The organism is Curtobacterium sp. VKM Ac-1393 (assembly GCF_015350995.1).
GTDB lineage: Bacteria > Actinomycetota > Actinomycetes > Actinomycetales > Microbacteriaceae > Curtobacterium.
Window position 1 is genome coordinate 21,666 of record NZ_JADKRW010000001.1, and the last position, 20,739, is coordinate 42,404.

The following is a 20,739-nucleotide window of genomic DNA, read 5'->3' on the forward strand; positions in this document are numbered from 1 at the left end:
GTGCCCTGGACGGGCGACGGGGCGGACGGGAGGCGCGGTGCCAGCTGGCACCGCGCCTCCCGTCCGTCAGGTGGTGGCGACGACTGCTCCTGCCCTCCGTGACGAGACGGCCGAGCAGACATAGGATGTCTCACGCTCGGGACATCGCCGTCGCGAGCCGCCGCAATCGATCGGAGCACGTCGTGCACGAACCGCTCACCCCGCTGGACCCGACCACCCTGCCCGAGCCCGTCGACGTGTCGGACAACTCCGCGGCCCTGGCCGCGGTCGACGCCGTCGTGCGCTCGGGCCCGTACGACGCGACCTGGGCGTCCCTGCAGGAGTACCGCGCGCCGCTGTGGTACCAGGACGCGAAGTTCGGGATCTTCATCCACTGGGGGGTCTTCTCGGTCCCGGCGTTCCGGAACGAGTGGTACTCCCGCGACATGTACCGCGCCGGGACGCCCGAGTTCGCGCACCACGTCGAGACCTACGGGCCGCAGGACGAGTTCGGGTACAAGGACTTCATCCCCTCGTTCACGATGGAGCACTTCGACGCCGCCGAATGGGTGCGGGTGTTCCGCGAGGCCGGCGCGCAGTTCGTCGTCCCCGTCGCCGAGCACCACGACGGCTTCGCGATGTACGACACCGACCGCTCCCGGTGGAGTGCCGCGCACCTCGGGCCGGGGCGCGACGTGTTCGGCGAGCTCCTCGTCGCCGCCGACGAAGCGTGGATGGTCCGTGGCGCGTCGTCCCACCGGGCCGAGCACTGGTTCTTCATGAACGGCGGGACCAAGACCCCCTCGGACGTGCTCGATGCGCGGTTCAGCGACTTCTACGGGCCGGCGCAGCGCGAGGAGACCGCCCCGAACGAGCGCTTCCTGGAGGACTGGCTGCTCCGCACCGTCGAGCTCATCGACAAGTACCGACCCCAGGTGCTCTGGTTCGACTGGTGGATCGAGCAGCCCGCGTTCCAGCCGTACGTCCGGACCCTCGCGGCCTACTACTACAACCGCGCCGCCGAGTGGGGCCGCGAGGTCGTCATCAACTACAAGTGGGAGACCTTCGCCCCGGGCAGCGCCGTGTACGACATCGAGCGCGGTGCGATGGGCAGTACCCCGGAGGCCGTCTGGCAGAACGACACCGCGATCGCGAAGACCGCTTGGAGCTGGATCGAGGGCCACGACTACAAGTCCGTGCGCGACCTGGTCGCCGAACTCGTCGACGTGGTCGCGAAGAACGGCGTGCTGCTGCTCAACACCGGGCCGAAGGCCGACGGCACCCTGCCCGAGGACGAGGTCCGCATCCTGCGCGGCATCGGCTCGTGGCTCGCGGTGAACGGCGAGGCGATCTACGGCACCCGGCCGTGGACGATCTCGGGCGAGGGACCGACGACGCGACCCGCCGGCTCGTTCGTGGACGCCGACGCCGTCGTCTACACCGCCGAGGACGTCCGGTTCACCACGCGTCACGACGTCACCGGCGACGCCGTCTACGCGACCCTGCTGGCGGACCCGGACGACGGGTCGGCGCGCATCCGCGCGTTCGGGTCTGCCTCTGGTCTGCTCGGCCGGACGATCCGGTCCGTCGCGGTCCTCGGCCACGATGGTGAGGTCACCTGGGAGCAGCGCCCCGATGCACTCGAGGTCGCGCTCGACGGCGTCACCAGCGTCGACTCCGGACCGGTGGTCCGGGTGCGGCTCGCGCCGGTGGTCGAGCAGGAGCGGCAGGACTCCCTGCACCAGTGACCGCCCCGCAGACGTCAGCCGCGGTCGCGGGCCATTCCCGCTTCGGTGTTGCGGGTGCCGACGGCAACACCGTGCGGTGAGGCCGCCCCGATCCGTTCGAGGTCGTCCGCGGTGAGCTCCAGGTCTGCAGCGGCGGCGTTCTCCTCGACGCGGGAGGCCTTGGTGGTGCCGGGGATGGGGACGGTGCCGGCCTGGACGAGCCAAGCCAGGGCGAGCTGCGCGGTGGTGACGCCCTTCTCGTCGGCGATGACCTTGAGCGCGTCGACGATGCGGCGGTTCGCGTCGATGGCTTCGTCGGAGAACCGTGGGAGGTTCCGGCGGGCGTCACCCTCGGGCAGGTCGTCCTTGCGGGTGACGGTACCGGAGAGGAACCCGCGCCCGAGCGGGGAGAACGGGACGAACCCGATGCCGAGTTCGGCGGCCGTGTCGAGGACGCCGTTGTGTTCGGCGTCGCGCTCGAACAAGCTGTACTCGGACTGGACAGCGGTGATCGGGAAGGTCACGTGCGCCCGTCGCAGCGTCTCGGCGGAGGTCTCCGACACTCCGATGTAGCGGGCCTTGCCGGCGATGACGGCTTCGCTCATCGCGCCGATCGTGTCCTCGATCGGCACGTTCGGGTCGGCGCGGTGCAGGTACCAGAGATCGACGTGGTCGGTGCCGAGGTGACCGAGGGACCGGTCGATCGCGCGACGGGCGTGTTCCGGGGAGCCGTCGAGGCCGATCGCGGCGCCGTCGTCGGTGAAATCGGTGGCGAACTTCGACGCGACGACGACGTGGTCACGGTCGGCCCCGAGGACCCGGCCGAGCAACTGCTCGTTCTCGAACGGTCCGTACGCCTCAGCCGTGTCGAACAGGGTGATCCCGAGGTCGAGCGCGCGGCGGATGGTCTCGACGGAACCCGCTTCGGTGGCCCCGCCGTAGAAGGCGCTCATCCCCATGCACCCGAGCCCGAGTGCGGACGTCGTGAGGCCCTGAGAGCCGAGAGGGATCTGCTGCATGTGCGTTCTCCGTTCACCGCCGGGGCGCCCCGGACGATGATGACCCTCCACCCTGGTGTGCACACCATGTCAAGTGGGAGACTCGGCGCCATGCTGCTTCCCGAGGTGCACGTCGACGAGCCGGTCACGATCAGCGTCGCCGCGGACCTGCTCGGCATCACGGTCGACACGATCCGGTACTACGAGAAGGAAGACATCGCGCCCTCGCCCGACCGCGGTCCGGACGGGTGGCGACGGTACGACACGTCCGCGCTGAGCTGGCTCGCCGGCACGGTGATGCTCCGCGGCACAGGGATGAGCGTGCGGGAGATGCGCGAGTACGCCGCCGCCTACCGGGCGGGCGCCGATGACGCCGAACGACTCACGCTCCTCGAACAGCACCACGCGGCCGTCCTCGTCCGGCAGGCCGAAGTCCAGCGGCACCTGGCCGCACTGGAACGGAAGATCGACGCGTACCGCCAGACCATCGCCGGGGCGAGCGAGGTCCGCCGCTCCCGAGCCCGCGCTACTTGAGCAGTCCTTCCTTGGTCAGCCAGTCCTTCGCCGCGGTCGCGGCCTGGGCCTTCTCGCTCCCCTCGACACGGTTGCGCAGGGCGATGAGATCATCGGTCGTGAGCTTCGCGGAGATCCCGTTCAGCACGGAAGCGAGCTTCGCGCTGGAGATCTTCTTGTTGAGGAACGGCAGGACGTTCTGCGCCGCGATCAGGTTCTCCGGGTCCTGCAGCACCTGGAGCTTCTCGGTCGTGAGGTCGGGCGACGTCGTGTAGATGTCGGCCACCTGCACCGTGTCGTCGACGAGTGCCTTGACCGTGTCGGGTCCGCCGTAGTCCTCGATCGACTTGAACGTCACCTTGTCGACACCGTACGTCGACTTGAGCCCGGGGATGCCGTACGGGAGGGTGCCGAACTGCGGGTTCGCACCGAGCGTGAACGGCTCGATCTTCGACAGGTCAGAGATCGACGTCAGGCCCTCCTTCTCGGCCGTGGCCTGGGTCACGACGTAGGCGTCCTTGTCCTGGGCCTTCGACGGGTCGAGGACCTGGAAGTCCTTCGGGATCTCGGTCTTGAGCGCGGCGTCGACCTCTTCCGTCGTCTTCGCGGTGGCCTTGGTGTCGTAGAAGAACAGCAGGTTGCCGTTGTACTCCGGCATGAGGTTGATCGAACCGTCCTTGAGCGCGGGGATCGTGGTCTGCCGGGGGCCGAGGTTGAACTTCGTCGTGACGTCGAACCCGGCGTCCTTCAGCGCCAGTGCGTACATGTTGCCGAGGATCTCGCTCTCGGGGAAGTTGAACGAACCGACCACGATCGGAGTGCTCCCCGCTTTGTCGTCTCCGCCGGAGGTCGCTCCGGTGGGATCCGAGGTGGAGCACCCGGAGAGCGCGACGATCGCGCCGATCGCCATCACGCCCGCGAGGATGCGTGTGCTGGTACCTGCTGTGAACATCAGTGGTCCCTTTCGTCGACGGTGGATACCGTCACCGCGCGGCGCCGGGATGGCAGCGCGCGGACGTGTGTGCGACGACGGCGGCGGGTCGGCTCTTCGTGGCCGCGTCGACTGAGGCGCTGCGCGAGCGCGAAGAGCCCGTCGATCACGAGCGCGAGCACCGTCACGAGCAGGGCGCCACCGAGGATGAGGTCGTTGTCGTTCAGGCTGATGCCGGTCGAGATGATCGCACCGAGCCCGCCGAGCGAGACGTACGACGCGATCACCACCGTCGCGATGACCTGCAGGACCGAGGCGCGGATCCCGCCGATGATGAGCGGCAACGACAGCGGGATCTCGACCCTGAAGACGATCTGCAGTTCGGTCATCCCGATCGAGCGGGCGGCATCCACCGTCTGCGGGTCCACGGATTCCACCCCGGCGTACGCCCCCGCCAGGATCGACGGGATCGCCAGGACGACGAACGCGATGACGGACGCGAAGAACGCCGTCTGCGTGAACGGCACCGTGAACCCGATGACGACGAAGAGGGTGCCGAGCAGCCCCAACGTGGGCAGTGCGCGCATGCCGCCGCTGAAGGCGATGACGAAACCGCGTCCGCGCCCGGTGTGACCGATGTACAAGCCCAGCGGGAGCGCGATCAGGGCCGCGATGGCGACGGAGATGAACGTGTACAGGAGGTGCTCGACGATCCGGTCCTGGATCGGGAGCGGACTCTGGAGTCCGTGACGGTAGTTCGCCGGGTCGAAGAGCCAGGCGAGCGCATCGAGGAAGAACTGCACCGTCAGGCCCCCCGCTCGATCGTCGCCAGCGCTGCCCGCCGCCGTGTCCGCCGCAATCCCCGCGACCGCCGATCGATGTGACGCGACCACGGCATCAGGAGGCGCCCGATCGCCACCAGGACGGTGTCGAAGACCAGTGCGATGACGAGGCTCGCCACGACGCCGACGAGGATCTCCTCGAGGAACTGACGCTGCCGACCGTCGGTGAACAGGAACCCGATGTTCGCGGAGCCGACCAGGGCACCCACCGAGACCAGGGCGACCGTGCTCGCGGAGACCACCCGCATCCCGGCGAGCAGGACGGGTCCGGCCAACGGGAACTCGACCGCCCAGAAGCGGTGCCACGCCGAGAACCCGACCGAGGTGGCCGAGTCGACGACGTCCGCCGGGACGGCACCGAAGGCATCAGATGCCAACCGCACCATGATGGCGACCGCGTAGACGGACAGCCCGACGACGATGTTCACGGGGTCCGTGATCCGGGTCCCGAGCAGGTACGGCAGGATCACGAACAGCGGCAGCGACGGGATCGTGTAGAGCAGACTGCCGCCGCCGACGATGACCGAGCGGACTGCGCGCCACCGGTTCGCCACCCAGCCCAGCGGCACCGACACGATGAACCCGAGCACGATCGGCACGGCGGCGAGCGCCGTGTGCGTGACGGTGAGGCTCCAGATGAGCCCGAAGTTCGCGATGATCCAGTTCACGTCGGCATCCCGATCGTCGTCGGACAGCCGACTGGTCGGCCGTCGTCCCGCAGGGGCGCTGCGTCCGTCTGACAGTAGCCGCGCGGGGCGGTTCTGACCGGGGAAGATCAGACGGCGCGTGCAGCGCGTACGGTCGGCTCTGGGTGCTCGGCCGGACGACCACAGCGCTCGTCGGCGGGTGGAAGCACCTCCACCCCGTCGCGAAGAACGCGCGCTGAAGGTCCGACCTCGCGTGTGGATCGGCTTGGCCATCTACGTCGGGTACGTCGCGGTGTTCTTCACTGTGCAGCGGCTCTCCGGGATCCCGTACGACCAGTTCGGACGCAACGGGCACACCCTGTTCATCGGGGCCGGTCTCTCACCCATCATCGGCGCCGTGCTGATGGCCATCACGACGACGCTGCTCGGTTGGTGGCGCCCCGCACTGTTCGACCGCCACCGCAGCGTCCGCTGGCCGATCATCGCGCCGATCATCATGTTCGTCGCGCTCGCCGTCAACCTCAGCGCCGTCGACTGGGGTTCCTACGACGGAGCGTTCTTCGCCGCTTCCCTCGTCCTGCTGCTCGTCGGCTTCACCGAGGAGATCACCACCCGCGCGCTCGTGCTCACGGCGCTCCGGAGCCGCCTCGGTGAAGGGTGGGTGTGGTTCCTCACCTCGGCCCTGTTCGGCCTGCTGCACGGAGCGAACGCCTTCCTCGGCCAGGACCTCGCGCCCACGATCCAGCAGATGGTCTTCGCGATCGGACATGGCACACCGGGCGCGATGGCCGGCTTCGGCGCGGTTCTGGAGTTCCCCACGTTCGCGCTCGCGCTCATCGCCGTCCCGTTCGTGATCCGACACGCGGACGAGCGCCTCCCGCGACCGCCACGCTAGATTCCGAAGGAAGCGAGTCGCGACACAGGGCGGTGCGGATCAGGCACCGGTCGCGCTCGGCGTCACCGTCGCTCACGCACGGTCGGGACGCATCCTCCCGCAGCCCGTCGCGGGCGACACAACGATCGAGGGGACACATCATGGCAACCGACGAACGACGGTACGGCAAGGCGATCGAACGAGCAGACGGTCGGGACTTCCCGTTCTACGACGGCGACCCGATCCGGATCCCCGCATGGCAGTGGGTGACGATCATCATCGCCTGCGTGGCCGGCATCACCGTGCTGAGCTTCTACCCGGCTGCGAACAACATCCAGTCGCTCGTGCCACGGTTCCTCTTCACCGCGATCATGCTCGCCGTCCTCATCGCCTTCACGAAACGGCACTGGGCGCGCATCTTCCAACGCACCACCGCACGCGACTTCGGCACCATGATCGTGTTCGCGATCCTCAGCCTCATCGTGTCGTTCGCGGTCGGCATCATCGTCAAGGCGATCTTCGGCAGCAACGCCAACACCGCGACCGACGGCATCCACGGCGCGGGTGAGATCGTCGCGTTCTACGTCGGGACCGCGATCCAACTGCTCGGCGAAGAGCTCTTCACCATCCTGCCGTTCCTCGCGGTCATGGCACTGTGCCACCGCATCGGACTCACGCGCACCCAGGGCATCCTCATCGCCTGGCTCGCGACGGCGATCTGGTTCGGTGCAGCCCACCTGCCGACCTACGGGTGGAACTTCGCACAGGCGTTCCTGATCATCGGCGTCGCACGACTCGTCCTCACGCTCGCGTACATCCGCACGAAGAACATCGCGGTCAGCACCGGCGCCCACATCATCAACGACTGGGTCCTCTTCACCGCCGCGATCATCGGAGCAGCGGTGAGCGCCTGACCCGACGTCGACGTCGGCGAGGTCCACGTCGACGTACAGGTCCTCGAAGAGTCCGAGGCGGAACTTCTCACGGAGCACACGACGGATCGAGGCGTTGATCCGAGCACCTGGCGGTTGAAGGCGAACGCGACCTCTTCGAGTTCCGTGTCGATCGGCATGCCGCGGTGGCTCACCGGGTCACACTCGACCGTGCCTCGGGAAGCAGACGCGCACGCTCGGCTCGATGGTCTTCGAGCTTCGGGTACAGGCGCCGCACCGACGCCGTCGATGCCCAGCCGCCGCAACGGTTGACCTGACCGGCTCACGAGCTACACGCTGCGTCGCCCTGCTGCTGGCGGGGCTCCGCAACTGCACCCGGTCTGCGCGCCACCAGCCTCAGCACCGCCGCCCGACGACCCACCGCTCCCCGATCGTCATCGGCGCATGCCCATCGAACCGGTGACTGCACCCCAGGCTCGGGCATCACGCCAGCAGATGTGGGCGCGCCTGACGTACTGCAGAAGCAGTGATCGGACTACCACGACTGCGGGACGAATCGAGTTGGTGCGCCGCCGACGATGGGAACGTCCCACAACGAGAACCCGGGAGGTCTTCGTGGAGATCGCGGTCGACATGACGAAATGTCAGAGCTATGCGCAGTGCTGCTTCCTTGCGCCGGGGGTGTTCCGGTTCGAGGGCGAGGAAGCGCTCGCCTACAACCCCAACCCCTCCGACGCCGAACGTTTCCGGGTGCTGCAGTCGGCAGCCGCGTGCCCCGTCCAGGCGATCCGTGTCGGGGGTGCACGTCTGCCGGTACGACCAGCTGACACCGCTGAACCGGTGCACACTCCGCTCGCCGCGGACGAACGAGTCGTCATCGTCGGCGCGTCACTGGCCGGTCTCACTGCTGCCGAGACGCTCCGCACAGCCGGTTTCACCGGCACGATCACCGTGCTCGGTGACGAACCGCACCTGCCCTACGACCGTCCGCCGCTGTCGAAGCAGGTGCTCACGGGCGTTGTCGGCACCACCACGACACGGTTGCCGCACGCCGCGGACCTCGACGTCGACTGGCGGCTCGGCGAGACCGCCACGTCCCTCACCACCGGTGCCAAGCAGGTGCTCCTGCAGAGCGGTGCGCGAGTCGGCTACGACCGCCTGCTGATCACCACCGGCCGCCGCTCCCGCCCCTGGCCCATCGCCGCCGAGGCAGCGCTGGACGGCGTCGTCGTGCTCCGCACCGCTGAGGACGCCGCCGCGATCCGCGAACGACTGTCGGCCGACCCCCGGAGGGTGCTGGTGATCGGCGGCGGATTCACCGGCGGTGAGATCGCCTCCTCCTGCAGCAGCCTCGGCATTCCCGTCACCGTCGTCGACCGCGGGCCAGCACCCATGGCGAAACTCTTCGGGACAGCCATCGGCGAGATGATGCGCAGCATCCACCACGAGCACGATGTCGATCTCCGGACCGGCACCAGCGTCACGGCCATGCTCGGTGACGATGCGGGACGGCTCACCGCAGTACAGCTCACCGACGGCTCCACGATCGATGTCGACGTGGCCGTCGTCGCGATCGGCGCCATCCCGAACAGCGGATGGCTCGCCGGATCCGGCATCGCGAGCGACGACGGGGGCGTGCTCTGCGACGCGGCCCACCATGCCCTCAGCGACGACGGCCACCCCATGCTCGACGTGTTCGTCGCCGGGGACATCGCCCGGCACCCGAACCCGCTTGCCGGGCCAGGCGCGTGGACGAGTGAACACTGGGGCGCCGCCGTCGGACGAGCCGAGACCGCAGCGCGGAACATGGTGCACGGCACTGACACACCCCATCAGGACGTGCCGGTGTTCTGGACGACGCAGTTCGGGCAGGTGCTCAAAGCGGCGGGAGAACCGGCGATCGCCGACACGGCACAGATCACACAAGGATCCCTCGCAGCGCGATCCGCGGTGGTCACGTTCGGCCGTGACGGCCGCCTGGTCGCCGCGGTCGCCGTGAACCAGTCGAAGTGGTTGCCGTACTACCGGGCGCAGATCGAAGCCGGCGCAGCCTTCCCCCTCGAAGACCCGACGGTCGATCCCGCCGCCGACACCACGCTGTCAGCGGCGCGGTAGCGCCCGGCATCGCCCGCCACTGATCGAACCCACCAGGAGTAGAACACGATGACCGACACCCCGCAGACCACACCGACCACCGACGCCGCATCGACGACAGCGACCGCGTCGGCGACCTGGGAGACGTTGCTCGAGCAGGACAGTCGACCCGACCCCAACCCCCACTACGAGCAGCTCCGCACCCAGCCGGTGCAGCGGCTCGACAACGACGCGTTCCTCATCACCGGGTACGACGAGATCCTGCAGCTCGTGCACGACCCCCGCATCAGCTCCGACCCGATGGCCGCGCACCGCGAAGCGGGTGCTGACGCGGGTGAGCCCGGGCTGACGTCCGCGTTCGTGATGACCGACCCGCCGGTCCACGACCGGCTCCGCCGGCAGACGATGCGCCACTTCGGCCCGCCGCACGCCGCCGACTACATCGACGGGCTCCGCCAGGACATCGACGCCATCACCCATGACCTCATCGACGGGTTCGCCGGCCGCACGGAGATCGACGTCGTCGAAGCCTTCGCGTACCCGCTCCCTGTGGCGATGATCTGCGACGTGCTCGGGGTCCCCCCGGAGGACGAGCCCCGCTTCCACGAGTGGAGCCAAGCCGTCATCGCGCCGCCGGAAGCGGTCGACGACGCAGACGCTGCGGTCAAGCGCCGCGAAGCCGACGACGCATCCCGCGAGATGGCGGCCTACCTCGGCGACCTCGCCGACGCGCGGAAGGGCACCCCGCAGGCCGACCTCCTGTCCGGCCTCGTCAACGACCACGGCCCCGACGGGCCGATGTCGCGCACCGAGATCCTCAACACGTCCATCATGTTGCTCATCGGCGGCCACGAGACCACCGTCAACATGATCGCCAACGGCACACTCACCCTGCTGCGCCATCCCGAGACCATCGACCTCATCCGCGACCACCCGCACACGATCGCGCAGGTCTTCGAAGAGCTCATCCGCGTCGAACCGCCCGCCCAGGTGACACCGAAGTACGTCGCCCTCGCCGACGTCACCGTTGCAGGCGTCACCATCCCCGCAGGTTCACCGGTCTGGATCGCATGGGCAGCCGCGAACCGCGACCCTCGCCACTTCGTCGACCCGGACCAGTTCAACCCGCACCGCGCCGGCAACGACCACCTCAGCTTCGGCGCCGGCATCCACGCATGCTTCGGGGCGCCATTGGCACGGCTGGAAACCCAGATCGCTCTCGCCGGCCTCTTCGGGCGCCTCATCAACCCGCAGCTGGTCATCGATCCGCCGCCCTACCGCCGCAACGCGCTCCTCCGCGGACCGAGCGAGCTGCGCATCACCTTCGACGGCGTTCGCCCCGCGATCGGACGCGCTCGACGCGAACCCCCGACATCGCCCGCGACGGAGTGATGCTCCTGCGCAGTGACCGACCTGACCGGGCTCCCTCGTCGTGAACAGGTTTCGACTCCTTTGTGGAGCAGTCGTGGGTCCGGTGCCGTGCGGCCGAGTCGGCTGTCCATGCTGTTCCGGTCAGCCAACCTCGCGAGTCATCAGCAGCCCAGCGATCACTCCCGCGGTCGGCCACCGAAGCCCAGGCAGCTCCGCCTCCAGGATTCGAACCCGGACCTAACGGCACCAAAGGCCGTCGTGCTGCCATTACACCAAGGCGGAACACACCCGTGGGTGCTCGTCCATCTTCCCATGACCGACGAGGCTGGCCGTCCGCCCCGCGTTCGGCCAAGATGGAGGGATGCCGCCACAGGACGAGGTCGACCGCATCGTCGCGGCGTGGGGTCGTGAGCGTGCGGACCTGGACTTCGGCCCGCTCGAGGTCCTGTCCCGCGTGGACCGGCTCGCCCGGCACCTCGATCGCGCCCGGCGCACGGCGTTCGACGCCGGCGACATGGAGCCGTGGGAGTTCGACGTGCTGTCGGCCCTGCGGCGCGCTGGTGAGCCGTACGAGCTGAGCCCGAAGATCCTGCTGCAGCAGACGCTGGTGTCGAGCGGCACCATGACGAACCGGGTGGACCGGCTGGCAGCACGCGGGCTGGTCGGTCGGCGCACGGACCCGAAGGACGGCCGGGGCATCCTCGTCTCGCTGACGGGAAAGGGCCGGGTCGCCGTCGACGCCGCGATCGCGGACCTGTTGACGGCGGAGCGGGACATCTTGGCGGGTGTCTCCGATGACGAGCAAGACCAGCTCGCCGGGCTGCTGCGGCGACTCATCCTCGGCCTCGGCGACTGAGCCGCCCGACCGACGAGACCCGGGGTAGCCTCCGGCCCATGCACGCGATCACCCTGGCCGTCGCCGACGTCGCACGATCGGCGGACTTCTACCGCGCCCTGCTCGGGGTCGAGGGCAGCGGGATCATCGGCACCGAGTACCCGTCGACGGAGACCCAGGCCGGTGGGACGACGGCGATGTTCACCCTCGACGACGGTCTGATCGTCAGCGTCTACGGGCGTGACGACCTGGGGAAGGACTCCGGGGTGACCCTCGCGACGGCGCCGAGCAGCACGATCGGGCACTTCGTCGACAGCCAGGCCGACGCCGAAGCGTTCCTCGACCGGGCCCGGATCGCCGGCGCGACGATGCTCGCGGCGCCGTACACGCGCCCGTGGGGCATGTGGTCCGGCTTCTTCCAGGACCCGGACGGGCACCTGTGGGAGGTCGTCGCGAACCCCGGCGGCGGGGCCCCCGAGGACGCGAAGCCAGCGGAGTAGAGCTGCTCAGACCCCGAGCAGCTCAGCGACCTCGAGCCAGCGCTCTTCGAGCTGCTCGATCTCGGCCTCGTGCGCCGCGAGCTTCGCCTGCAGTTCCCCGAGCCCGGCGTAGTCCGACTGGTCGTGGGTGGCGAAGTCGTCGAGCAGCTTCTTGCGCTCACCGCCGACGCGGGCGATCTTGCGGTCGAGCGCCGACATCTCCTTCTCGGCCGTCCGACGCTCCGCTCCCGACAAGCTCGAGGCGGCCGCAGCCGACGCGCCGGAACCGGCCGACGCACTGGAACCGGCCACGGCACCGGCCGAGCCGGTCCCGCCAGCGGTGTCGGGCCTCCCGGCAGACGCGGCGGCAGCCGCAGAGGCGGTCCGGCCACCGGTACCGGCCGCACGCAGCCGCATGTACTCGTCGACGCCGCCGGGCAGGTGCCGCAGGTGCCCGCCGAGCACGGCGTACTGCTGGTCGGTGACGCGCTCGAGCAGGTACCGGTCGTGGGAGACGACCAGCAGGGTGCCTGGCCAGGTGTCGAGCAGGTCCTCCATGGCGGCGAGCATGTCGGTGTCGAGGTCGTTCGTGGGCTCGTCGAGGATCAGCACGTTCGGCTCGTCGAGCAGGATGAGCATGAGCTGCAGGCGGCGCTTCTGCCCACCGGATAGGTCCTTGACCGGCGTGGAGAGCTGCTCCGCCGTGAAGCCGAGGCGCTCGAGCAGCTGTGCCGGCGTCATCTCCTTGCCGTCCGCGACGTAGCTCGTCTTCTTGCGCGCGACGACCTCGCGCACGCGGTCGTTCGCGAACTGCGCCAGGTCGGCGAGCTGCTGGTCGAGGATCGCGACCTGCACGGTCTTGCCCGTCTTCACGCGGCCGCTGGTCGGCGCGAGCGTGCCCGAGACGAGGTTGAGCAGCGTCGACTTGCCGGCGCCGTTCGGGCCGAGGATGCCGGTCCGCTCCCCCGGTGCGATGCGCCACTCGATTCGGTCGAGGATCTGCGTGCCGTCGAACGAGACGCTGACGTCGAGCAGGTCGACGACGTCCTTGCCGAGGCGGGCGGTCGCCGTCTTCGCCAGCGCGACCGTGTCGCGGATCGGCGGCACGTCGTCGATCAGGGCGTTCGCGGCGTCGATGCGGAACTTCGGCTTGCTCGTCCGGGCCGGTGCGCCACGGCGCAACCACGCGAGCTCCTTGCGGGCCAGGTTCTGGCGGCGCTGCTCGCTGGCAGCGGCCTGCCGGTCGCGCTCGACGCGCTGCAGGATGTACGCCGCGTAGCCGCCCTCGAACGGGTCGACGACGCCGTCGTGGACCTCCCACGTGTCGGTCGACACCGCGTCGAGGAACCACCGGTCGTGCGTCACGACCACCATGCCGCCCTGGTTCGACGACCAGCGACGGTTGATGTGCTCGGCGAGCCACTGGATGCCCTCGACGTCCAGGTGGTTGGTGGGCTCGTCGAGGAACAGGACGTCCCAGTCACCGACGAGCAGGCGTGCGAGTGCCACGCGGCGGCGCTGGCCACCGGACAGCTCGTCGACGCTGACGTCCCACGGGATGTCCGACACCAGGCCGCCGATGACGTCACGGATCTTCGGGTCGCCGGCCCACTCGTGCTCTTCCAGGTCGCCGACGACGGTGCTGCCGACGGTCGCGCCCTCGGGCAGGATGTCGCGCTGGTCGAGGTAGCCGACCGTCAGCCCGCGGCGGTGCGTGACGCGGCCGTCGTCGGGTTCGAGGCGCTGGGACAGCAGTGCGAGCAAGGTCGACTTGCCGTCGCCGTTGCGTCCGACCACGCCGATCCGGTCCCCCTCGTCGATGCCGAGGGTGACGTTGTCGAAGACGACCTTGGTGGGGAACTCGAGATGGAGGTTCTCGGCGCCGAGGAGATGAGCCACGCGTCAAGGGTAGGCGGCGCGGCGGGGTGGTCGGTGCGCGGGGGTGATTCGGGTGGTGGGGCCGGGGTGGGCCCGGGGTGCACGGTGCGGGGTTCGTCGAGTGGTGCGAGGTTGGTCGCTCGGTGCGAGGTCGTAGCGGCGCACGGAGCGTGCAACCTCGCACCACACGACAGAACGCGCGCGGTGCGCCGGCGCGTCGGCCTGGAGGCCCGGGTCAGCTCGCGGGGGTCGGCTCGGCTCCCGCGCGGGGCTCGGTCTCCTGCAGGAACGCTCGCCACTGCCTCCGCTTGCGGACGGTCCAGAGCAGCATCGCGAGGAAGAACACCGCGAGGAGTGCGTACAGCAGTCCGAACCACGTCCCCCAGTTGAGCAGGAACTGGGCGAACGCGAACGGCGTCCACCCGAGGGCAAGCCAGAACGTCGATGTCGATCGGTTGATTCGACGGCCGGCGAGCGCGACGAGCGCGGTCCGGTGCTGCAGGTCGGCTGGCTGCCGCCCACGAGCCATGCGCTCGATCCGTCGGCGGTCGGCACGGGCAAGCCCGAGCGTCGGGTCGGAGATCGCGCTCTGCAAGTTCCCACCGCCCCGGACGATTGCGGTGACCCAGCAGACCGGGCCAGCGATCATGAGCGGGAGGATGGCGAAGAACGTCCAGCCCGGCAGGTCTGCGCCGGACTGCGGCAGGTCCAACCCCGGCAGCCAGACGGCGCCGAGCCACCCGGCTGTGGCTGCTGCGACCACGGCCACGCCGATCACGATGATCCGTCGGACTGTCGAACGGCGGACGCGCGGACCGGCCGGAGTGCCAGCGAGACGGTCCTCGAGCTGCTGCCAGGTCTCGTCCGAGAGCGTGGCATGGGTCGCGTTGTGCGCAGCCGGAACGGACACGGTCAGCTCGCGGGAGCGGCGTCGCCCTCGCCTGCGGCTTCCTTCGCGCGCTTCAGGCGAGCCTGCGCCTCCCAGTACTCGATCTCGCGCTCGAGCTCGGCGAGCTCCTGCTCCGTGCCGCTGATGCGCTTCGCGCCGTGGGCGTTCCGGGCATCGCCGAGGGTGGCGTATCGGTCCTCGTGGCGGGTGGGCTCGAGGTAACGGCCGTGGTTCCGCTCACCCGGTGCCCAGTCGTGGCCGATGGCGAACCAGACGATGCTGCCGACGACGGGGACCAGGATCACGAGGATCACCCACGCGATCTTCGGCAGACCGCGGATCTGGTCGTCGTTCTTCGTCAGGATGTCGATCAGGGCGAAGACCAGCAGGATGACGGTGATCCCGGGCAGCAAGACGCTCATGTTCGAGATTCTATGGAGAACCTGAGGGCTGTCGCCATGCCCCGAACGCGTGCCGGTGTTGCGATCCGGCCACGGTCAGCTGCGGGGCCGTACAGGCTCGGTGTCGAGGTACCGTCTCGCGCCGACGACGTCGCGGAACACGGAAACGGTCCCGACGGCGTACAGCGCAGCGACGGCCGCGTCGGCCAGCAGGAGCACCAGGCCGAGAACGCTTGCGATGATCGCGGTGATCCAGCGACCCGTCGAACCAGGCTCGAACGAGAGTGCGGTCGCGAGCACGGCGGTGACGACGCCCGCGAGAGCGCCCGCAGCGAGCGCGATGGAGAAGCGACGTGGCGCCGGCTCGGCGAGCAGGACGCGTGCCTGCTCGTCGGCGAGCGCCCAGCGCCACTCGGCCTGTGCTGCGGTGTCGGTCACCGACCCGAGTGAACCAGCCGGACCTGAGCATCCATCACAGGGCAGCGACCCACTCGTCCGCCCCGTCGGTGAACCGCTGGTGCTTCCAGATCGGCACCCGCTCCTTCACCAGGTCGACCAACTCGCCGCACGCCGCGAACGCCTGGGCACGGTGCGACGACGCCACCGCTGCGGCGAGCGCGACGTCCCCGATGCCGAGTGCCCCGACCCGGTGGAGCACGGCGATGCGGACGTCGGGGTGGGCGTCGGCGATGGTGCGGGCGACCTCGGCGATGACGTCGCCGGCGCTGGGGTGCCGCTCGTAGTCGAGCGCGGTGACGCCCTTGCCGCCGTCGTGGTCGCGCACGACGCCGGCGAAGGTGACGACGGCGCCGTCCTGGTCGGTGGCGACGACGGCCGAGACCTCGTCGACGGTGATCAACCGATCGACGACGTCGGCGAGGACGACGCGCGCGTCCGGTGCCGGGGACGGGGACGCGGTCACGACGCGCTCCGCGGTGCGTGGCCCTCGCCGTGCACCTGGGCGAGCACGTGGTCGAGCAGCCCGTCGAGCACGGCCAGTCCGTCCGCCACCCCGCCGCGCGAACCGGGCAGGGTGACGATCAGGGAGCCGCCGGAGCTGATGCCGGCGATGCCACGGCTCAGGAGTGCGGTCGGGCCGGCCCCGGCGAGCCCGCGACGACGGACCTCTTCGAGGACACCGGGCAGCTCCAGGTCGATGAGGGGTGCGATGGCCTCGGGTGTCCGGTCGGTCGGGGTGACGCCGGTGCCGCCCGTGGTGATGACGACACGCGCGTCGGCGAGCAGTTCGGCGGTCACGGTCTCGGTGATGGCCCCGCCGTCGGGGATGATCACGGGCTCGGCGACGGTGAAGTCCCGCTCGCGCAGCCACGCGGCGATGACGGGCCCGGTGCGGTCGAGTGCCGGGTCGGCGGCGGCCTGCGTGGACACCACCACGACAGCGGCACGGCCCCTGGTCGGCTGCGAGGTCATCGGTTGCTCCAGTCTCCGGTCCGGCCGCCGTGTTTCTCGAGCACCCGGATGTCCGTGATCGAGGCCGCCCGGTCGACGGCCTTCACCATGTCGTACACGGTCAGGGCCGCGACGCTCGCGCCGGTCAGGGCTTCCATCTCGACGCCGGTGCGCGAGGTCGTCCGGACGGCGACCTCGATCAGCACGCGGTCGTCGGTACCGGTGATGTCGACCTGCACGCCGGCGATCGGCAGCGGGTGGCAGAGCGGGATGAGGTCGGAGGTCTTCTTCACGGCCATGATCGCGGCGATGCGGGCGGTGCCGATCACCTCGCCCTTCGGCAGGGAGCCGTCGAGGATCCGGGCGACGACGTCGGGCCGGGTGACGACCGTGGCGGTCGCCGTCGCCGAGCGGTCGGTGACGGCCTTGTCGGAGACGTCGACCATGTGCGCGGATCCGTCGGCGCGGACGTGCGACAGGGTCGTCTGGTCGGACGGTTCGGACGGGGTGGCGGGCTCGGTCACCGGAGACTCCAGACGGTCAGGACGTCACCGGGTTCGACGGCGTCGACCCCCACCGGGACGTGGACGAGGTGCGTGGCGGCGGCGTAGTGCGCGAGCAGGTGGGAACTCGGTCCGCCGACGAAGTGGACGGCCCCGTCGACGACCCGGCCGCGGCGCACCTGGTGCTTGCCGACCGGCGAGACAGCAGCCGTGGCCGCGGGCAGGTGCAGCTCGGGGCGGTCGGCCGGCAGCCCGACGAGTGGCGCGAGCAGCGGACGGAGGAAGACCTCGAACGAGACGAGCGCCGACACCGGGTTGCCGGGGAACGACACCACCGGCACCGGTCGACCGGCGATCACCACGGTGCCGAACGCCTGCGGCCCGCCGGGCTGCATCGCGACCGGGGTCACGGCCAGCCCGCGGGGTTCGAGCGCCTGCCGGACCACCTCGTACGCGCCGGCGCTGATCCCCCCGGTGGTGAGCACGAGGTCGGCCCAGTCCCCCACGGCGTCGTCGAGCGCGCTGCCGAAGGCCTCGACGTCGTCGGGGACCCGCACCGTGCGGGACGAAGCGCCCACCTCGGCGAGCGCCGCCCGGAGCGCGATGCCGTTCGCGTCGCCGATCGTCGCCGCGGCGGTGTCCGCGCCCTGCAGCTCGGAGCCGGTCGACACGACCAGGACCTGCAGCGGTCGACGGACCTGCACGGTGGACACCCCGGCGGACGCGAGCGCGCCGAGCAGGGCGGGGGTGATCGGCGCACCGGTCGGCGCGAGGGACGCACCGAGCGCCAGGTCGCTGCCGGTCGCACGCACGAAGGCGCCCGGCACGAGGTCAGCGGGCACCGTGACGTGCCCCAGGTCGAGCGCGGCCGGGAAGGACCCCGGCGACGTGGCCTCCACCGGGAAGACCGCGTCGGCACCGTCGGGGATCCGCGCGCCGGTCATGATCGGCGCGGCAGTACCGGCGGCGAGCGGCGCGGGCACGACCCCGGCCGGGATGGGCGCGACGACCCGGACGCGCTGCCCGGCATCGGCCACCCGGACGGCGAAGCCGTCCATCTGACTGTTGTCGAAGGGCGGGAGCGGAACCGGGGAGTGCACCGCCGCGGCGAGCACGCGGTGTCCGGACCCGGCGCGCGTGTCGACCGCGAGGCCGTCGATCGTGCAGCGGGACGGACCGAGCGCTGACAGGACGGGGGCGACCAGGTCCTCCAGACCGTCGCGGTGTTGACCGATGGTGCGCACGAGTGCCCTTCCGACGAGCGGCTCCCGGTTCGCCCGGGGCCGACATCAGTAGCGTATCCAGCGCGCAGACCGCGCCGACGACCTTTCGGAGGACCTGTGGAGAACGACGAAGCCGTGACGATCGGAGTCATCGGGGGCTCCGGCCTCTACCAGCTGTTCGAGGAGGGGACCGCGGAGGAGCTGGACGTACCGACGCCGTTCGGCCCGACCTCGAGCTCGATCAGCATCGGCACGATGTCCGGCCGTCGGGTCGCGTTCCTCACGCGCCACGGACGTGCGCACTCCGTCGCCCCGCACCGCATCAACCACCGTGCGAACGTCTGGGCACTCCGCTCCCTGGGCGTCCGCGCGATCGTGTCCTCGAGCGCCGTCGGTGGCCTGCACCCGGACTACGCCCCCGGCACCTTCGTCGTGACCGACCAGCTCATCGACCGCACCTTCGGCCGCGCGGACACCTTCTTCGAGGACGACGTGCAGCACCTGTCGTTCGCCGACCCGTTCGACCCGACGCTGCGCCGTGCCGCCGTCGAGGCGATCTCCGCCCTCGACGTGCCGTTCCGGCCGACCGGCACGTGCGTCGTCATCCAGGGCCCCCGTTTCTCGACGCGCGCCGAGTCCGTCTGGCTGCGCGAGGCCGGTGGCCACACCATCAACATGACGATGACCCCCGAGGTCCCGCTCGCCGCAGAGCTCGGCATCGCCACCGTGAACCTGTCGTTCGTCACCGACGCCGACGCCGGCCTGGCCCCGACCGAGGACGAAGCCGCCGCAGCGGCCGCCCACGCGGCTACGACGGGCGCAGCGGCCGCCCACGCGGCCACAGCGGACGCAGCGGACGCAGCCACGGCGGACACCTCCGACGACGCCGGCGCCCCCGTCACCCACGCCCTCGTGATGGAGCGCCTCGCCCGCGCCAACGAGGTGATCGTCCGCGCCATCGGCGAGATCGTCGCCGCGATCCCCGCCGACTTCACCCCGCGCGAACTCGTGCCGGCCAGCGCGAGCGCCAGCATCATGCAGACCCAGCCCACCGCTACCGCGGGCCCCACCGCATGAGCCGCCTGCTCGTCACCGGCGGCGCCGGCTTCATCGGCTCCGCCATCGTCCGCCGCGCCCTGGCCGACGGCCACGAGGTCCGGGTCCTCGACTCCCTCCGTGACGACGTGCACGGGGACCCCGGCGAGGTCGTCCGCGCCCACCAGCAGCAGGGCATCGCGTTCATCCACGGTGACGTCCGCGACCGGGTCGCCCTCGACGCCGCACTCGACGGCATCGACGTCGTGTGCCACCAGGCAGCCAAGGTCGGCCTGGGCGTCGACTTCCAGGACGCCCCCGACTACGTCTCGTCGAACGACGCCGGCACCGCCCACGTGCTGGCCGGCATGGACCGGCACGACATCGGTCGTCTCGTCGTCGCGAGCTCGATGGTCGTCTACGGCGAGGGTGCGTACACGACGGCCGACGGCGAGCCCGTCCGGCCGCCGGCCCGCCGCCGCGAGGACCTCGACGCCGGGCGGTTCGACCCGATCGGTGCGGACGGCCGCCCCCTGCTGCCGGGCCTGATCGACGAGTCCGCGGCGCTCGACCCCCGCAACGTCTACGCGCAGACGAAGGTCGCGCAGGAGCACCTGGCCTCGAGCTGGGCCCGGGCGACCGGTGGCCGTGCGGTCGCGCTCCGCTACCACAACGTCTACGGACCCGGCATGCCCGCGAACACCCCCTACGCCGGTGTCGCGTCACTGTTCCGCTCGGCTCTGGCCCGCGGCGAGGCCCCGCGGGTCTTCGAGGACGGCGCCCAACGCCGCGACTTCGTGCACGTCGACGACGTCGCCGGCGCCAACGCGGCCTCGATCGCCGCGACCGCGGAGCTGCCCGCCGACTCGTTCCGCGCGTACAACGTCGGCTCCGGCGTCGTGCACACGATCGGCGACATGGCCGCAGCGATCGCCGGACCCGACGGCCCGCAGCCGGTCGTCACGGGCGAGTACCGCCTGGGCGACGTGCGCCACGTCACGGCCAGCTCGGACCGCATCGCCGCCGAGCTCGGCTGGCGCGCCGAGGTCGACTTCGAGCAGGGCATGCGGGACTTCGCCACCGCTCCCCTCCGCAGCCCCGTCCAGTAGCGACCCGAGTGAGCAGAAGACGACGAGTGCCGCAACGCGACCCGTCGTCTTCTGCACACTCGACGAAGTGCCCCGCGCCCAGCGCGACCACGCGCGACCACGCGCGAC

The 20,739-nt window shown here is 70.4% G+C and carries 22 protein-coding genes, 1 tRNA gene and 1 pseudogene; 10 read left to right on the forward strand and 14 right to left on the reverse strand.

The window, feature by feature from the left end; all coding sequences use genetic code 11:
* Positions 1–182: 182 nt before the first annotated feature.
* On the forward strand, positions 183–1,727 hold the full coding sequence (locus ITJ59_RS00105; RefSeq protein WP_323749343.1) for an alpha-L-fucosidase: 1,545 nt from the start codon (positions 183–185) through the stop codon (positions 1,725–1,727).
* A gap of 14 nt (positions 1,728–1,741) precedes the next feature.
* Here ITJ59_RS00105 and ITJ59_RS00110 read toward each other — a convergent pair whose 3' ends face one another.
* The gene (locus ITJ59_RS00110) at positions 1,742–2,725 is read right to left on the reverse strand and encodes an aldo/keto reductase (RefSeq protein WP_194649076.1); all 984 of its coding nucleotides are present in this window, start codon (positions 2,723–2,725) and stop codon (positions 1,742–1,744) included.
* Between the two features lie 90 nt (positions 2,726–2,815).
* Here ITJ59_RS00110 and ITJ59_RS00115 point away from each other — a divergent pair, with 90 nt between their 5' ends.
* Positions 2,816–3,238 (forward strand): MerR family transcriptional regulator, encoded by a 423-nt coding sequence (locus ITJ59_RS00115; protein ID WP_194649077.1) that lies wholly within the window; start codon positions 2,816–2,818, stop codon positions 3,236–3,238.
* Here ITJ59_RS00115 and ITJ59_RS00120 read toward each other — a convergent pair.
* The 3 genes from ITJ59_RS00120 to ITJ59_RS00130 are packed head-to-tail and all read right to left on the reverse strand — an operon-like array spanning position 3,231 to position 5,658.
* Entirely contained in the window at positions 3,231–4,169 is a 939-nt protein-coding gene (locus ITJ59_RS00120; protein WP_194649078.1) for an ABC transporter substrate-binding protein, read from the reverse strand. The genes ITJ59_RS00115 and ITJ59_RS00120 overlap by 8 nt on opposite strands.
* Positions 4,169–4,951, reverse strand: coding sequence for an ABC transporter permease (locus tag ITJ59_RS00125; RefSeq protein ID WP_194649079.1), 783 nt, complete (start codon positions 4,949–4,951; stop codon positions 4,169–4,171). Before ITJ59_RS00125 ends, ITJ59_RS00120 begins: the two co-directional genes overlap by 1 nt.
* Before the next feature lie 2 nt (positions 4,952–4,953).
* Positions 4,954–5,658, reverse strand: a complete 705-nt coding sequence (locus ITJ59_RS00130; RefSeq protein WP_194649080.1) for an ABC transporter permease — start codon at positions 5,656–5,658, stop codon at positions 4,954–4,956.
* 244 nt (positions 5,659–5,902) lie between these two features.
* On the opposite strand from ITJ59_RS00130, the gene ITJ59_RS00135 reads away from it, so the two are divergent.
* From ITJ59_RS00135 to ITJ59_RS00150, 4 genes are all read left to right on the forward strand, one after another.
* A complete protein-coding gene (locus tag ITJ59_RS00135) occupies positions 5,903–6,532 on the forward strand; it encodes a CPBP family intramembrane glutamic endopeptidase (RefSeq protein ID WP_194649081.1) in 630 nt (209 codons plus the stop codon).
* A 140-nt stretch (positions 6,533–6,672) separates the two neighbouring features.
* Entirely contained in the window at positions 6,673–7,425 is a 753-nt protein-coding gene (locus ITJ59_RS00140; RefSeq protein WP_194649082.1) for a CPBP family intramembrane glutamic endopeptidase, read from the forward strand.
* A 612-nt stretch (positions 7,426–8,037) separates the two neighbouring features.
* The gene (locus ITJ59_RS00145; RefSeq protein ID WP_194649083.1) at positions 8,038–9,519 is read left to right on the forward strand and encodes an FAD-dependent oxidoreductase; all 1,482 of its coding nucleotides are present in this window, start codon (positions 8,038–8,040) and stop codon (positions 9,517–9,519) included.
* Between the two features lie 48 nt (positions 9,520–9,567).
* Complete coding sequence (locus tag ITJ59_RS00150; protein WP_194649084.1) at positions 9,568–10,890, forward strand: cytochrome P450; 1,323 nt, start codon at positions 9,568–9,570, stop codon at positions 10,888–10,890.
* Positions 10,891–11,079: 189 nt separating this feature from the next.
* Here ITJ59_RS00150 and ITJ59_RS00155 read toward each other — a convergent pair.
* Positions 11,080–11,151 (reverse strand) — tRNA-Gln (locus ITJ59_RS00155).
* A gap of 79 nt (positions 11,152–11,230) precedes the next feature.
* Between ITJ59_RS00155 and ITJ59_RS00160 the strand changes: the two genes are divergently transcribed.
* Complete coding sequence (locus ITJ59_RS00160; protein ID WP_194649085.1) at positions 11,231–11,725, forward strand: MarR family winged helix-turn-helix transcriptional regulator; 495 nt, start codon at positions 11,231–11,233, stop codon at positions 11,723–11,725.
* 38 nt (positions 11,726–11,763) lie between these two features.
* Positions 11,764–12,204 carry a VOC family protein gene (locus ITJ59_RS00165; protein WP_194649086.1) on the forward strand — a complete coding sequence of 147 codons (441 nt, stop codon included), beginning with the start codon at positions 11,764–11,766 and terminating at the stop codon, positions 12,202–12,204.
* Between the two features lie 6 nt (positions 12,205–12,210).
* On the opposite strand, the gene ITJ59_RS00170 is transcribed toward ITJ59_RS00165, so the two are convergent.
* The 9 genes and pseudogenes from ITJ59_RS00170 to glp all read right to left on the reverse strand — a co-directional run bounded on the left by ITJ59_RS00170 (position 12,211) and on the right by glp (position 18,508).
* The gene (locus tag ITJ59_RS00170; RefSeq protein WP_416354850.1) at positions 12,211–13,557 is read right to left on the reverse strand and encodes an ABC-F family ATP-binding cassette domain-containing protein; all 1,347 of its coding nucleotides are present in this window, start codon (positions 13,555–13,557) and stop codon (positions 12,211–12,213) included.
* Positions 13,558–13,613: 56 nt separating this feature from the next.
* A pseudogene (locus tag ITJ59_RS19760) lies at positions 13,614–14,082 on the reverse strand (ATP-binding cassette domain-containing protein); the annotation flags it as partial.
* A gap of 214 nt (positions 14,083–14,296) precedes the next feature.
* Positions 14,297–14,971: a hypothetical protein gene (locus tag ITJ59_RS00175; RefSeq protein WP_194649088.1), complete on the reverse strand. Its 675-nt coding sequence runs from the start codon at positions 14,969–14,971 to the stop codon at positions 14,297–14,299.
* Between the two features lie 2 nt (positions 14,972–14,973).
* A complete protein-coding gene (locus ITJ59_RS00180) occupies positions 14,974–15,372 on the reverse strand; it encodes a PLDc N-terminal domain-containing protein (RefSeq protein WP_194649089.1) in 399 nt (132 codons plus the stop codon).
* 75 nt (positions 15,373–15,447) lie between these two features.
* The gene (locus ITJ59_RS00185; protein ID WP_194649090.1) at positions 15,448–15,789 is read right to left on the reverse strand and encodes a hypothetical protein; all 342 of its coding nucleotides are present in this window, start codon (positions 15,787–15,789) and stop codon (positions 15,448–15,450) included.
* Between the two features lie 34 nt (positions 15,790–15,823).
* Positions 15,824–16,273, reverse strand: coding sequence for a molybdopterin synthase catalytic subunit (locus ITJ59_RS00190; RefSeq protein WP_194649091.1), 450 nt, complete (start codon positions 16,271–16,273; stop codon positions 15,824–15,826).
* The gene (locus ITJ59_RS00195; protein ID WP_194649092.1) at positions 16,270–16,782 is read right to left on the reverse strand and encodes a MogA/MoaB family molybdenum cofactor biosynthesis protein; all 513 of its coding nucleotides are present in this window, start codon (positions 16,780–16,782) and stop codon (positions 16,270–16,272) included. Before ITJ59_RS00195 ends, ITJ59_RS00190 begins: the two co-directional genes overlap by 4 nt.
* Entirely contained in the window at positions 16,779–17,285 is a 507-nt protein-coding gene (gene moaC / locus ITJ59_RS00200) for a cyclic pyranopterin monophosphate synthase MoaC (RefSeq protein WP_194649093.1), read from the reverse strand. Before moaC ends, ITJ59_RS00195 begins: the two co-directional genes overlap by 4 nt.
* Positions 17,282–18,508 (reverse strand): gephyrin-like molybdotransferase Glp, encoded by a 1,227-nt coding sequence (gene glp, locus ITJ59_RS00205; protein WP_194649094.1) that lies wholly within the window; start codon positions 18,506–18,508, stop codon positions 17,282–17,284. Before glp ends, moaC begins: the two co-directional genes overlap by 4 nt.
* A gap of 114 nt (positions 18,509–18,622) precedes the next feature.
* Between glp and ITJ59_RS00210 the strand changes: the two genes are divergently transcribed.
* Together ITJ59_RS00210 and ITJ59_RS00215 are read left to right on the forward strand one after the other, a co-directional pair.
* Complete coding sequence (locus tag ITJ59_RS00210; RefSeq protein ID WP_323749344.1) at positions 18,623–19,564, forward strand: MTAP family purine nucleoside phosphorylase; 942 nt, start codon at positions 18,623–18,625, stop codon at positions 19,562–19,564.
* Positions 19,561–20,631 carry an NAD-dependent epimerase/dehydratase family protein gene (locus ITJ59_RS00215; protein ID WP_194649096.1) on the forward strand — a complete coding sequence of 357 codons (1,071 nt, stop codon included), beginning with the start codon at positions 19,561–19,563 and terminating at the stop codon, positions 20,629–20,631. The genes ITJ59_RS00210 and ITJ59_RS00215 overlap by 4 nt, the downstream gene beginning before the upstream one ends.
* Positions 20,632–20,739: the final 108 nt, after the last annotated feature.